Here is a 14,099-nt window from a genome sequence, read left to right as displayed (position 1 = left end):
CCATGCGATCCAGGGTGGTATGGGCTACCCGCTTGCAGCCTCGGGCCAGCCGGGAATGGGCGGTTGGGTGGGGAAGAAATCACGGGGGTGGGTGCCATCGATGATCTCGGCGCGAACCGGCGCCGGGTCCGGCGCGTTGTCGACGCACTTCTGTTTGTCGGCCTCGTATGTCGGCCAGGCGTCAGCGAAGCCCGGGTCGCCCACCGTCCAATAATTGAGCATGCCGCGGACGCGCCACTCGCCGAAAACGTCGTCGACGGGGTCGGGTCGTGGGCCGGATTGTGGCGGTCCGGGCTCCGATCTCGGGCCGACAAGCGCAATCTTCGCGACGTCGATCCCGCGTTCGTTCTTTGGCCCGACGCGCGCCACGCTCCGGTAGGACCCGTCCTCGGTTTCAGTTGCGACGCGATAGTTGTACGTGCAGACCACGGTCGTGACTTCGTCACCGGTGCGGTCCATGGAGAGAAGATGGTGAGTGACAGTGCCCACCGAAGGCGTCTTGCTCGGAACATCAAGGGCCGGCCTGGTCACCCAGAGGTCAGATCCGTTGTCGGGCACTGCACGTTCGAACCCGGGATACGCGTAGGCCATATCGCCCGCGTTCTGACTGAGCATGAAGGATTCCACGAAGGCCCGAACCGGCACGGCGGGTCCGGTTCGTACATCCATGCCGGCGTCAGCGGTCCACTCGTATCTGAGCTCCGTGTTGGTTCCCTGCCAACGCTCGATACCGCGATCCTGTGTACACGCGGAAAGAACGGCGACGAGGATGAGGAACAGGGTCACGCGCCGAATGGCGGTCATCAGCCCCCACCACCTGGAATCTTGACTGTCATGTTGTACCAGTACATGAAGTCGTCGGCCGGGTTCGAGTCAGGATTTCCGCCGGCCCGATTGATGTAGTCATTCAGATCGTCGTTGTAGTCGGTGTCTTTGGGCACCCAGACTTTGGCAGCGTCGAGTTCTTCGCGGGACGCCAACCTTCCATCGAGCAGGTAGCGCTGGTCTACGTCTTCAGGCCTCAATGCTCCTGTCGCCAATAGCGCATTGGCCGCGAAGCGGGATGCCTCATCAGGCTTCATGTCCGGTACAACCGGCGCCGTCGTATCGATCTGCGGCCCGACGAACGAACTCTCCATTGCTTCACCGAAGGTCGCGACCATGGGTCCACCCACCGGTCCGCTCATTCCGCTCAGGGCGGCGATCCCGGTCTTGTAGGCCGTTTCTCGCCATTGATGAGCTTCCGCGCTGTTCTGCTGCATCACATGCGCCGCGTCGGCCGCACCGGCGGAGACCATGCCTTTCAGCACAGCGGCGTCCGCCATTCTCGAATCATCTTCGGGAACCGGCACTCCGTTCTTGACGTCGGTGGCCCAGTCGAGGGAGCGATCGACTGCGAGTGCGTCGGCCGCGCTGTTGAACTCGACGTAGGCGTCCTCCTGAGTGCTCAGAAGCGAGAAGACGCCCTTCCCGATCGGACGCTCGGAATCACTGCTGTCGAGGTCGGCGAAACCGTCGCCGTCGTCGCCACCGACACTGGCGATGTCGTCCACGTACGGAGAGAGGCCGTGGGCGTACGCCTTGACGAGTTCGGGGTTGTACTCACCGAGCGTCTGTCCGGCGATGTTCATCAACTCGCTCTTGTGTTCGCCCAGATACCGTCCGTATGCCTCGGCCGTCGCGTCGGCGATATCCGGTTCGAGATGGTTGTCGTGCGTCCAGCTGAACAGAGCGCCTGCGGCCTTGCCGTCGTCATTCCAGGGCATGTGGTTCACGTCGCGGAGGAAGTCCTGCCCGTCGCTGCCATGGGTTCCGAGAACGTGGTCGTGGATGATCTGGTGATCCGGCGCGACGGCCTCGAAGAGGCCCTGCGTCGCCGCGGACGCGTGGGCCGCGGGAACATCGCTGTCCATCACCGCGTCGGCGGCCCGCATCAACCCGCGATCGACTTCCGTACCCGTCTGGAACCTGTCGTTCCCGTCGGCGACGATCTCGGAGACTTTCTGCAAGTCTCCGTAGTTCTTCAGGACGTTCGTATCGTCGACCTGCTTCAGGTCGCCTGCCCCGTCGAGGGTTTCCTGGACGCTCCGGGGGAGCTGATCGAAGCCACCGGTCGTCATCCGAGTGGGGTCGTCGAGAGCCTCCGGTGTGGTCTCGGTCCTGGGGAATCTGACGTCGTCGTTGCTCATCAGCTGCCAGGAGTCGCCGATGATGTCCTTGTGGTCCCCGAGCCGTTGTTCGGCTTTGTGGAGATCGTCGACGCTCATCCCGTGCTGTTGGGCCTGCATCTGGCTCAGATAGGAGGCTTGCTCCGAGGTCAGTTGCTGCCCCGGTTCGATCTTGCCGAGGACAGCTTCGACGCGTGCGGCGGCATTCTGGTCGCCGGCGAGCGCGGCCTGAACATCCTGCTCCGCACGCTCGTTCTCGGGCGTCGCGCGGGCCTGCTCGTTCCCCAGCGCGTCGGCGTCGTCCTTCTTCTCGTCCTTCTCGCCGTTGCCGAACTTCTGACCGCGCCCCAGCGCGTCGAACTCGGGTGCCAGCCTGGCGAGATTCTGCGCGATCGTGTTCGACTCGGCGTTGGTCTTCTGCACGACGTCGGTGAGCTGCCCGAGCCCCCTGTTGGCGATCTGCATCAGCATCGCGTCGCGCTGCTTACCCGGCGGCACGCTGTTGGCGGCGTCGGTCACCCACTGGCGCAGGTGATCCAGGTTCTGCCGGCCCGTCGCGACCGTCTGCGCCGACTGGTCGACCTGCTGGGCGATCCTGCGGTCCAACTCCGCGAGCCGCGTGAAGACGGCCTGGTGGTCGGTGTTGGCCTTGTCGTAATGGGTTGCGGCGGCCCCCGACCACGTCGATCCGGGCGCCGCCGCGGTGACGCCGGATCCGAGATCGGTCAACTGCGGACTGCTGTCGAAATCCGTGCCCGGCTGCGGGGTGCCCTCTCCGAACGTTTGCCGGGCGTTGTCCCACGTTGTGTAGAAGCCGTCAAGCGCGCTCACCGGCGCCCCACCCGCCCCCGTCGCACCATCATTTGCCCAGTATCCCGTACCCGGGACTACCTCGGTGCCACAAATCCGACCGGACCGGGCGATATGCACACCGACAGCGCCGCGGTCGTCGCGCTGACATCGATTGCGCCACCGGCGCCCGGCAGCCGCACGAACACCCGGTTCAGGCCCGGCCGCACCGGCACCTTCACCTGCGGGCCCTCCGACAGCGCCATCAGCAGTGACCCGTCGCTGTTCGCCAGGTAGTTGATCTCCGCGGTCCAGTCCGCAGGCAGCAGCGGCCCGTCGAGTGGCATGCGCACCGGGAAGTCGGGCTGCACCAGGTAGCCGCAGTCGGGCTCCGGCCCGGGAACGATGGCCCGCACCCACGTCACGAGCGCGTCGACCACCTGCCCGCTCCGGTCCACAATCCTCAGCTCGGTCGTACTCGACCCGATGTCCGGGCGGTCATCGACCAGCGCGAACATGTGGCTCAGCAGGTTCTCCGGGCCCGCTACCCGCTGCAGGATCAACGGATCGACCTCCTGGTCGAGCATCGGTTCGTCGACCTCCGCCAGACCCGCCCGCGCATTGGCCACGTACGCCGGCACGGGGCTGTCCCGCCAGATCCGGTGGAACGTCACCGTCGAGTACAGGCTGCTCGCCACGAACGCGGCGGCCAGACCGGCCACCGCCACCGAACGACGGCGCGACGGGTCCAGCCACTGCATCCCCTCGCGGTTGGGGGCGCAGAACGCGACCGCCATCAGCAGCGCCAGCACCACCACCAGATCCGGCAGGTACCGCAGCGTCTGCGCCAGCTCCAGCGCGGTGAACCGCGACGACCGCATGAGGTAGATCGGCACCTGGCAGGCGACCGCGTACCCGACCGCGACCGCCCACACCGGTCCGATCCGCCGCTTGCGCGCGACGGACACTGCGACCCCGGCGGCCAACGCCACCCATCCCAGCACCATCACCGCGACCGGGGGCGTCGCCCACGGCGACGCCGGCGCCCACCGCTGCCAATCCCACGGCCCGCCGACCAGTCCGGGCACGATCCCGTGAGTGACGGACCGCGACAGCAGGTCCCACGTCATCCCCAGGTCGAAGCTCCACCGCTTCTGGTCGACGACGAGCAGGTACACCCCAACCCAGGCCGCGGTGACCGCCAGCGCGCCGACCCACAACCGGATCCCGCGCTGCCACACCGCGACCACAGTCGAGGACCCGGTCACATGGCCCAGCAGCGCGACCACCGCGAAGGCGACGAACGGGATCACCGCCGCCTTCTCGAAGAACAGCAGTCCGCCGACGTACACGGCGAGCGCCGTCACCGCGTATCGCCGCCGTCCGGTGCGCACCAGCAGGACCGCGTCCGCGCACACCCACGTCAGCGCCGCCAACATCGGCAGCGAGTTCAACCCCGCTGCCCACCAGGCGAACCCGGGCACCGCCAGCGGCGTGAACAACGCAAACGTCAACGGCACCAACAACACCGGACGCCACCCGAGAATGACGTGCAGCGCGCGCAACAGGGCCAGCGACGCCAGCAGCTGCAGCACCACCAGGCTGACCGCGGGCAGCGCCCACGACCAGGGCGCCGCCCTGGTGATCACCCCGGACACGAGGAACGCCGCGGGCATCACATGCCCGTCGTGATCGTCGAACAGAAACGTCGGTGACAGCAGGTCCTGCGTGCCGGCCCGGCCGACGAGGATCAGGTCGTCCCAATAGAAATAGCCGCCGAACGCCAGCACCGCGCGAACGGCCAGCTGCACCGCGACGAGCGAGATCGCGGCTGCGGCGACCCGGTTCAGCCGGCCCACTCCGCACCCGGAGCCGCCGCCCGCGCCACCAGGCTGGCCCGCCACGCCGACGCGACCATGTCGCGCACCGAATGCCGCATCTGCCAGTCCAGGTCTCGCCGGGCGAGGTCACCGGCCGCGACGATGCGCGCCGGGTCGCCGGGACGCCGCGGCATGATCTCCGGCTCGAAGTCGATGCCGGTGACCTCCCTGATCGCGGTCATGATCTCGCGCACGGACGTGCCGTCGCCGCTGCCCAGGTTGTACACCGGCTCCACCGGCTGACCGTCGGCCAGCCGCCGCGCCGCGGCCACGTGGGCCAGCGCCAGGTCGGTGACGTGGATGTAGTCGCGGACACACGTGCCGTCGGGGGTGGGGTAGTCGGCACCGTTGATGCGGGGGACGCGTCCGTCGTGCAGCATCTCGAACACCAACGGGAACAGGTTGTGCGGACTGGCGTCGTACAGCGTCTCCGACCCCGACCCCACCACGTTGAAGTACCGCAGGCTGGTGTGCCGCAGGCCGGTCGCGCGTGCGACGTCTCGCAGCAGCCATTCGCCGATCAACTTCGTCTCGCCGTAAGGCGATTCCGGCCGCGTGGCGGTCTGCTCGTCGACGATGTCGACGTCGGGGGTGCCGAACGTCGCCGCACTCGACGAGAACACGACCTTGTCGACGCCGGCGTCGTCCATCGCCCGCAGCAGCGTCACCATCGCGGACACGTTCTGCTCATAGGTGTGCAACGGCCGCGACACCGACACCCCGGCGTACTTGTAGCCGGCGACGTGGATCACCCCGGTGACGCGGTGACGGCGCAGGGTGTCGAGGACCAGCGGTTCGTCGAGCAGAGTGCCCCGCACGAACGGGACCCCGGTCGGCACGAACTTCTCGAACCCCGACGACAGGTCGTCGATGACCACCACCGGTGTCCCGGCGTCGAGCAGCGCGTGCACGACGTGCGAGCCGATGTAACCGGCCCCGCCCGTCACCAGCCAGGTCATGTCCGCCTCCTACGTCAAACCCGGCCAGGATATCCCGGCGCAGTGGCGAGCCCGGCCAGGTGCACGGCGATGCCCACCAGCGGTCCGCACAGCAACGCGACCACCGTCCTGGTCTCCAGGTCCAGCGGCATCAGCAGCAACAGCACCGCCGCCACGGTGGCGCTCACCCAGCCGAGTGCGTACGTGCGGTGCATGGCCGCGGCCACCGTCGCCGCGCCGGTCAGCGTCAGCAGGGCGATCGCCACGGCGGCCGCGGTCAGCCACGCCAGCAGCGCGCCGTCGGCCCGGTACTGTTCGCCGAACCCGGCGCGCAGCAGCCAGGGCCCCAGCAGGCCGGCGGCGACCACACCGACCGCGCCGAGGCCCGACACCACCGCCGCCGGACCGATCAACGCGCGCAGCCGTGCGGTGCGCTGGTCGACGAAGTGGGCGATCAGGTTGCCCTGCATCGCGGTCAGCGGCACCAGCAGCGGCGCCCGGGTGAGCGTCACGGCCAGGATGACCACGCCGCCTGCCGCCCCGAGGTCGTCCGACGTCGCCTTGAGCAGGACCGGGAACCCCATCACCAGCACCGCGCTGGCGCCGGCCGCGGCGATCGAGTGGGCGGCCCCGCGCAGGAACTGCGCCGTGCTGCCCGGCGTCCGCAGGCGCGCGGCGGCCCGCGTGGCGGGGGAGCAGACGAGCAGCAGCAGCCAGGCGACCGCGCCGCCGACGGTCGCCCACAGGTAACCACCGAGACCCCATCCGATCGCGAACGTCGCGACGGCCACCAGGACGCGGATCACGGCGTCGGCCACCATCAGCGCTCCGTATTGGCTCCAGCGGTTGACACCCGCCAGCATGCCGAGCAGTGTCGCGTGCACGCAGAAGCCGGCCAGCCCCGCGCCGAGCAGCGCCACCGACAGCCACCGCGCCTCCACGAACACGCGGCCCGCCCACAGCGGCGCCGTCACCACGATGAGGGCGGCCGCGACGACACCGACCACCGCGCCTACCCGCACGGGACGGGTGTGCGGGCCGCCGGCCGGACTGTCGACCCTGGCGTCGCGGACCTCCCGCGTCGCCTCCTGCAGCAGTCCGAACGCCGCGCCGCTGGCCAGGCCGAACGCCCCCCAGAACACCCCGAACACCGAGAAGCCGTCGGGTTCGAGGTCACGCGCCGCGAGATACAGGACCGCGTAGCCGCACAGCGCGGTCACCGCCGTCGCGACACCGACCCGGGCCACGCTGCTCCGCGTGACCGGGCCGGTCGACGGCGCCGCGTCGGTCACAGCTTCGGCAGATCCTCAGCGTAGAGCCACCCGTCCCACAGCGGGCGAAGGGACTCGTCGGCGTAATTGGCCGCCAGGCCGGTGAAGTCGTCGGTGAACGCGGTGCTGTGCCGGTGCCGCGCCGTCCAGTCCCGCAGCAGGTCGAAGAACTTCTCGTCGCCGATGCGCGTGCGCAGGACGTGCAGGGTCAGCGCACCGCGCTTGTACACCCGGTCGTCGAACATGTCCTTCGGGCCTGGGTCCGACAGCAGCAGGTCCTGCGGTAGTTCGGCCAACCGCGCGTGATAGTGGTGCGCCCAGTCGTCGGCGCTGCGGCCGCCCGAGTGCTCCGACCACAGCCACTCCGCGTAGCACGCGAACCCTTCGTGCAGCCAGATGTCGCGCCAGCGCCGCACGGTGACGGAGTTGCCGAACCATTGGTGGGCCAGTTCGTGGGCGATCAACCGCTCGGCCCTGCGCGTGCCGTTGCAGTGGTTGGCCCCGAAGATCGAGATGCCCTGGGCTTCGAGCGGGATCTCGAGGTCGTCGTCGGTCACCACCACCGTGTAACCGCTCGCCAGCGGATACGGCCCGAACAGTTTCTCGAACAGCTTCATCATCTGCGGTTGACGGCCGAAGTCGTGGTCGAAGTTGCGGCGCAACCGGGCCGGCAGGGCGGCCTGCATGATCACCGGCGACTTCGCCAGCTTGTGCAGGTCGTACATGCCGATCTGCAGGGTGATCAGGTATGTCGACGTCGGTTCGGCCTGTTCGTAGGTCCACACGGTGTGGCCTGCCCTGGCGCGGCGGGACACCAACTCGCCGTTGGCGATCGCGCGGTACGGGCTGTCGGTGCTGACCTGGATGCGGTAGCTGGCCTTGGAGCTCGGGTGGTCGTCGCACGGAAACCACGTGGACGCGCCGTTGGGTTGTCCGGCGACCAGCGCGCCATTGGTCAACTCCTCGAATCCGACGTCACCCCAAAGGGTTTCGACCGGTTGAGGGGTGCCGCCGTACCGAACCTCGACGACCAGTGCCGCGCCGGCCGGCAACGCCGAGGACAACTCGACCCGCAATTTGTCGTGCCCGCAGGAGAACCGGGCCGGCCGGCGGCCGTTGACCGCCACCTTCGTCACCCGCAGGGTGTCGGCGAGGTCGAGGGTGAAGGTGCGCAGTGCGGCGAGGGTGACGGCGGTGATCGTCGCCGAACCGGACAGCCGGTTGATCGCGACCTTGTACTCCAGGTCGAGTTCGTACCGTGACACCCGGTACCCGAAGTTCCCGGTCTCGGGTAGGTAGGGGTCGATGACGGCGGGGGTGTTCTTCGCCTTCTTCGAACGCGTCACGCGGCGGAGCCCTCGGGGTCGCGGGCCGGCTTCTTCTTCTTGGCCTCGTTCTTTGTGGAGGCCTCGCCGCGCTTCTTGCGCAACGGGTTCCACGGTTTGATCGGATTGCCCTGCCAGCGTGTCGAGGCAGGCACCTCGTCACCGCGCATCACCAGCGAGCCCGGCCCGACCGTCGCCCCGGCGCCCACGCGGGCCGCGGGCAGGGCCACGCAGTGCGGTCCGAGCGTGGCCCCGTCCTCGAGGACGACGGTGTCCATCCGCATGATGCGGTCGTGGAACAGATGGGTCTGCACCACACATCCGCGGTTGACGGTGGCGCCCTCGCCCAGGGTGACCAGATCGGCCTCCGGCAGCCAGTAGGTCTCGCACCAGACGCCGCGGCCGATGGTCGCGCCGAGGCCGCGCAGCCAGACGTTCATCACCGGTGTGCCGCTGGCGGCCCGGGCGAACCACGGCGCGGCGACCGTCTCGACGAACGTGTCGGACACCTCGTTGCGCCAGACGAACGACGACCACAGGGGGTGTTCGATCGCCTCGATCCGGCCGATCACCACCCGCTTGGCCAGCACCGCGACGGATCCGGCCACCGCGCCCGCGACCAGCAGGACCACCCCGCCGAGCAACGCCGCCCACAGGTAGCCGAGGTGAACGATCAACGCCTGCAACGACATCAGCACCCCGACCCCGATCGCGAACGTCACGATGACCGGGACGAGCCGGCACATCTCGACGGCGCCGCGCATCGCCTTGAGCCGCGGGGTGGGATGGAAGGTGCGCAGCGCGTCGGCGGCGGTGGGCTTGCGGCGCAACCGGACCGGCGGGCTGCCCAGCCACGACGACCCGGCCTTCGCCTTGCGCGGGGTGGCCGACAGCACCGCCACCAGACCGTCGTCGGGGACCTTGCGGCCGGGCTGGGTGATACCTGAATTGCCGAGGAAGGCGCGCCTGCCCACGGTGGCCTTCGCGACGTGGATCCAGCCGCCGCCCAGTTCGTAGGACGCGACCATGGTGTCGTCGGCGAGGAAGGCGCCGTCCTCCACGACGGTGAACTTCGGGGTGAACAGCGCCGTCGAGATCTCGGTGCCGTCGCCCACCTGCGCGCCCAGCACCCGCAGCCACCAGGGGGTCAGCAGGCTGGCGTACAGGGGGAACAGATACGTGCGGGCGGCGTCGAGGAGGCGTTCGGTGGCCCACAGCTGCCAGCCGATCCGGCTGCGCACCGGGTGGTAGCCCTCGCGCAGGCCGAGCGCCAGCAGCCGCACGCCGGCCACCGTGAACACGGCGTACAGGACCACCGCGACCACCGTGGCGACCGGCGTCCACAGCAGCGCCGGGAGGATCGCGTCGGCCACCGACGCGGTGTCGGCGACGCCCCAGCCGATCACGGCCAGCCCGGCCGCGAGCGCGAGCAGCGGCAGCCCGGCCAGCAGCAGCGACGTCACCCCGTACACCGCGACCCACAGCGGCGCGCGCGGTGGGCGGTGGCCCGGCCACGGGTGCCGCGCCTTCCCGGACTTCGCGGCCGGCGAACCCGTCCAGTACTGACCGTTCTTCACCTTGCCCACCACCGCCGACCCGGCGGCCACGTCGGCGTTCTTGCCGACCACCGCACCGGGCAGCAGCGTGCTGCGCGCGCCGATGGTGGCGTCGTTGCCGATGGTGATGTGCCCGACGTGGAACTGGTCGCCGTCGATCCAGTGCCCCGACAGGTCGACCTCGGGTTCGACCGAGGAGCGGTGCCCGATCTTGAGCATGCCGGTCACCGGCGGTGCGGAGTGCAGGTCGACTTCCTTGCCGACCGAATTGCCCAGGGCGCGGGCGTAATACACCATCCACGGTGCGCCGGCGAGGTTCTCGGCGCCGCTGGCCGCGGCGAGCCGTTCGGCCAGCCACACCCGCAGGTGGACCGCGCCGCCGCGGCGGTAGGTCCCCGGCTGCAGGGTGCCGAGCAGCATGCGCGCGAACAGCACGGCGATACCCATCCGGCCGACGGGGGAGACGAACAGCACGAAACCGGCCAACACCACCCACCAGTTCAGCGGCGCCGCCCACGACACCAGCGAGAGTTCGGCGGCGACGTTGTTGAGCAGCGCCAGCCACACCACCCACTGCAGGGCGGTCAGCGTGGCCAGCGGCAGCGTCAGCGTCACCTGCGCGGCCTGGGTCAGCCGCGGTGTCGGGGCGACGTCGCGCGTCACCACCTGCGGGGGCGGGTCCAGTTCGTCGAGGTATCCGGCCAGCGATCCGAGGCGGGGGTGGTCGTAGAGGTCGGCGACCGTCACCATCGGGTAGCGCCGCCGCAGCGCCACCACCAACTGCGCCGCGGACAGGCTGCCGCCGCCGCAGGCGAAGAAGTCCGCCTCGGGACCGTCGACCGGGGCGGCCAGCACGTCGCGCCACAGGTCCGCGAGCCAGCCCATCGTGCCGCTCATCGCGGGGGCCTCGTCGTCGGCGCCGGCCACCGGCCACGGCAGCGCGTCGCGGTCGACCTTCCCCGACGTCCGGGTGGGCAGTTCGTCGACCAGGACGAGCCGCGGGACCAGGGCCGCGGGCAGCGCCTCGGCCAGTGCGGCGCGGGCCCCGGCGAGGTCGAACGACGGATCCGCACTCGCCACATACCCGACGAGCAGGGGTGTCCCGCTGGCGGTTCGGCGCACCGCGGCGGCGCCGCCGCTCACCCCGGGCAGATGCACCAGCGCCGAGTCCACCTCGCCGAGTTCGATGCGCCTGCCGCCCACCTTGACCTGGTCGTCGGCGCGGCCGAGGAAGTAGAGGCCCTCGGGCTGCAGACGCACCAGATCGCCGCTGCGGTAGGCGCGGTCCCAGCCCAGCGTCGGCATCGGCGCGTATTTCTCGGCGTCCTTGTCCGGGTCGAGGTAGCGGGCCAGCCCCACGCCGCCGATGACGAGTTCGCCGACTTCGCCGTCGGCGACGGGCACACCGTTCTTGTCGACGACCGCCAGATCCCAGCCCGGAAGCGGCAGCCCGATGCTCACCGGGCTGCGTCCGTCCAGGCGCGCGGCGCACGCCACCACCGTCGCCTCGGTGGGCCCGTAGGTGTTCCACACCTCGCGCCCGTCGACCGCGAGCCGTTCGGCCAGCTCGGGCGGGCAGGCCTCACCGCCGAAGATCAGCAGGCGCACCGCCTCGAGGGCTTCGGCCGGCCACAGCGCGGCCAGTGTCGGCACCGTCGAGACGACCGTGATGTCGCGGGACACCAGCCACGGGCCCAGATCCATCCCGCTGCGCACCAGCGACCGCGGGGCGGGCACCAGGCAGGCGCCGTGCCGCCACGCCAGCCACATCTCCTCGCACGACGCGTCGAACGCCACCGACAGCCCGGCGAGCACCCGGTCGCCCGGGCCCAGCGGGTTGTCGGTGAGGAACATCTTCGCCTCGGCGTCGACGAAGGCGGCGGCGCTGCGGTGGGTGACGGCCACGCCCTTCGGCACGCCGGTGGAGCCCGACGTGAAGATGATCCACGCGTCGTCGCGGCTCAGCGGGGCGACCGCGCGCCACCCGCGTGACGACCCGGGCCCGCGGACCAGCCCCCGTTCGGTGATCACGGCGACGACGTTGGCCTCGCTGAAGACCAGGTGCGCGCGCTCGTCGGGATCGTCGGCGTCGACGGGGACGTAGGCGGCGCCCGCGGCGAGGGTGGACAGGATCGCGACGTACAGCGCGTAGGAGCCCGACGGCATCCGGATGCCGATGCGGTCACCCCGCCCGATGCCGCGGGCGGCCAGCCACTCGACGCTGTCCTCGATGTCGGCGATCAGCTCCGCGTAGGTCAGCTGGACCGTGCCGTCGTCGATGGCCGGAGCGTCGGGATGACGGGCGGCCGTCTCGTGCAGGATGTCGACGAGGGTGCGTGGCGCGGCGGCGAACGTGGACTGGAGGTACTGATGGGGGAGGCCGGCGCCGGGAACCGCTGCTGTCACCACCTCAAAGTACTCAGCTGCCCGCCCGACGGACCCCACGGCGCGAGCGGTGTGTGGTGACAATTGGATCAAGGCGGGTACCCCCGCGCAGAACAGCTTTATCGGACCCCGATTGGCCTGTCCGGCGTCGGCCGGGCACAATCGCCTCCGGAGGGGAGTATTCCTTCGCCGCGGTGTCGTCACTACGTCGTCCATCATCGGTCGACCGGTGCTGCGGGCCGACGCGTCGAGCGTCGGCGGAAGAGACCTCCGGCGTGTTCGACGACCGGAGGTATATCGAGTGAACGTTTCCGCCCTGGAGTGGGGCATCACCATCGCCGTCACGGTGGCGGTGCTGCTGTTCGACGTGGTGGCCATCGCCCGGCGCCCGCACGAGCCCTCGATGAAGGAATGCGCGATCGCGCTGTCCGTCTACGTGTCGCTGGCCGTCGCGTTCGGGGTCTGGGTGTGGGTGTTCCACGGCGGGGACTACGGGCTGGAGTTCTTCGCCGGCTGGCTGACCGAGTACAGCCTGTCGGTCGACAACCTGTTCATCTTCATCATCATCATGGCCAGCTTCAACGTGCCCAAGAAGTACCAGCAGGAAGCGCTGATGGTGGGCATCATCCTGGCCCTGATCTTCCGCGGCATCTTCATCGCGCTCGGCGCGGTGGCGATCAACCAGTTCTCCTGGGTGTTCTACATCTTCGGCCTGTTCCTGGTGTACACCGCGTGGAACCTCGCCCGCGACACCGACCACGAGGACGACGGCGACAACGCCGTGGTCAAGTTCGCCCGCAACCACCTGACGCTCACCGACAAGTGGGACGGTCTGAAGCTGTGGATCAAACAGGACGGCAAGCGGCTGATGACGCCGATGTTCCTGGTGATCGTGGCGCTGGGGACCACCGACCTGATCTTCGCGCTGGACTCGATCCCGGCGATCTTCGGTCTGACGCAGGAACCGTATCTGGTGTTCACCGCCAACGTGTTCGCCCTGATGGGTCTGCGGCAGCTGTTCTTCCTGCTCGGCGGCCTGCTCAAACGGCTGGTGTACCTGTCGCAGGGCCTGGCCTTCATCCTGCTGTTCATCGGCGTGAAGCTGTTCCTGCACGCCCTGCACGAGAACGAACTGCCGTTCATCAACGGCGGTGAGCACGTGCCGGTGCCGGAGATCCCGACCCTGCTCAGCCTGGGCGTCATCGTCGTCACCCTGGTCATCACGACGGTCCTGAGCCTGATGAAGACCCGGGGTAAGAGCACCGACGAGATCAGCGAGGTGCGCGACGAGATCGAGGACGACGGCAAGAAGTCCTTCGACTCCCACTGATCCCAACCGTCGACCCGCTGTGGGCGGCCGCCTAGCGTGACGTCCGTGCGGCTCTTCGTGACGGATCGTGGTGAGTGGGACGAGCTGACCGACGGCGACCGGGATGCAGTCCGGGTGAGCGCCCCCGACCTGCAGCAGGCCCGCCGGGCCCGCGCCCGGATCCGGGCCGGGGCGGACGACGTTGCGGTGATCCTCGATGTGACGGTCGCGGTGGGCGCCGACTTCCGCTCGGCGCGCTCGGCGTTCCGCTCGGACACCGGCGACGACCGCACCGTGCGGTACGCCGGCACGCTCGACGGGCTCGCCGGCCTGATCGCCGACATCGAGATGGCCGACGTCGCCGACGGCGTCACCCTGCTCGCCGCCGGCCCGCCGCAGGACGTGCGGGCGCTGGGCCGCGATGTGCTGGCCCGACTGGCGATGCGGGGTCAACCACAGGCCTCCTAGCGCGCTTGGA

At 69.6% G+C, this 14,099-nt stretch carries 9 protein-coding genes; 2 read left to right on the top strand and 7 right to left on the bottom strand.

Annotated features, from left to right (window positions below; genetic code table 11):
- Positions 1-24: 24 nt before the first annotated feature.
- The 7 genes from AU196_RS01390 to AU196_RS01360 are packed head-to-tail and all read right to left on the bottom strand — an operon-like array spanning position 25 to position 12,336.
- Entirely contained in the window at positions 25-804 is a 780-nt protein-coding gene (locus AU196_RS01390) for a hypothetical protein (RefSeq protein WP_059093282.1), read from the bottom strand.
- On the bottom strand, positions 804-2,999 hold the full coding sequence (locus AU196_RS01385; RefSeq protein ID WP_059093281.1) for a TPR repeat domain-containing protein: 2,196 nt from the start codon (positions 2,997-2,999) through the stop codon (positions 804-806). The genes AU196_RS01390 and AU196_RS01385 overlap by 1 nt, the downstream gene beginning before the upstream one ends.
- 56 nt (positions 3,000-3,055) lie before the next feature.
- A complete protein-coding gene (locus tag AU196_RS01380) occupies positions 3,056-4,807 on the bottom strand; it encodes a hypothetical protein (protein ID WP_059093406.1) in 1,752 nt (583 codons plus the stop codon).
- Positions 4,804-5,796 carry a UDP-glucose 4-epimerase GalE gene (gene galE / locus AU196_RS01375; protein ID WP_059093280.1) on the bottom strand — a complete coding sequence of 331 codons (993 nt, stop codon included), beginning with the start codon at positions 5,794-5,796 and terminating at the stop codon, positions 4,804-4,806. Before galE ends, AU196_RS01380 begins: the two co-directional genes overlap by 4 nt.
- 14 nt (positions 5,797-5,810) lie before the next feature.
- Positions 5,811-7,067, bottom strand: coding sequence for a hypothetical protein (locus AU196_RS01370; protein WP_059093279.1), 1,257 nt, complete (start codon positions 7,065-7,067; stop codon positions 5,811-5,813).
- Positions 7,064-8,392: a M1 family metallopeptidase gene (locus tag AU196_RS01365; RefSeq protein ID WP_059093278.1), complete on the bottom strand. Its 1,329-nt coding sequence runs from the start codon at positions 8,390-8,392 to the stop codon at positions 7,064-7,066. Before AU196_RS01365 ends, AU196_RS01370 begins: the two co-directional genes overlap by 4 nt.
- Positions 8,389-12,336 (bottom strand): Pls/PosA family non-ribosomal peptide synthetase, encoded by a 3,948-nt coding sequence (locus AU196_RS01360; RefSeq protein WP_059093277.1) that lies wholly within the window; start codon positions 12,334-12,336, stop codon positions 8,389-8,391. Before AU196_RS01360 ends, AU196_RS01365 begins: the two co-directional genes overlap by 4 nt.
- Positions 12,337-12,613: 277 nt before the next feature.
- Between AU196_RS01360 and AU196_RS01355 the strand changes: the two genes are divergently transcribed.
- Both AU196_RS01355 and AU196_RS01350 read left to right on the top strand, forming a co-directional pair.
- Complete coding sequence (locus tag AU196_RS01355) at positions 12,614-13,642, top strand: TerC family protein (protein ID WP_059093276.1); 1,029 nt, start codon at positions 12,614-12,616, stop codon at positions 13,640-13,642.
- Positions 13,643-13,678: 36 nt separating this feature from the next.
- Positions 13,679-14,089: a hypothetical protein gene (locus tag AU196_RS01350; protein WP_059093275.1), complete on the top strand. Its 411-nt coding sequence runs from the start codon at positions 13,679-13,681 to the stop codon at positions 14,087-14,089.
- Positions 14,090-14,099: the final 10 nt, after the last annotated feature.

It is taken from the genome of Mycobacterium sp. IS-1742, assembly GCF_001500125.1.
Taxonomy (GTDB): domain Bacteria; phylum Actinomycetota; class Actinomycetes; order Mycobacteriales; family Mycobacteriaceae; genus Mycobacterium.
Note: the sequence above shows the minus strand (reverse complement) of the source record. Positions and strands in the feature narration are given on the sequence as shown.

What these genes read in the sequence shown, in the direction of transcription:
- galE (WP_059093280.1), bottom strand. Translation starts at nt 5,796, where the DNA reads ATGACCTGGCTGGTGACGGGCGGGGCCGGTTACATCGGCTCGCACGTC.
- AU196_RS01390 (WP_059093282.1), bottom strand. Translation starts at nt 804, where the DNA reads ATGACCGCCATTCGGCGCGTGACCCTGTTCCTCATCCTCGTCGCCGTT.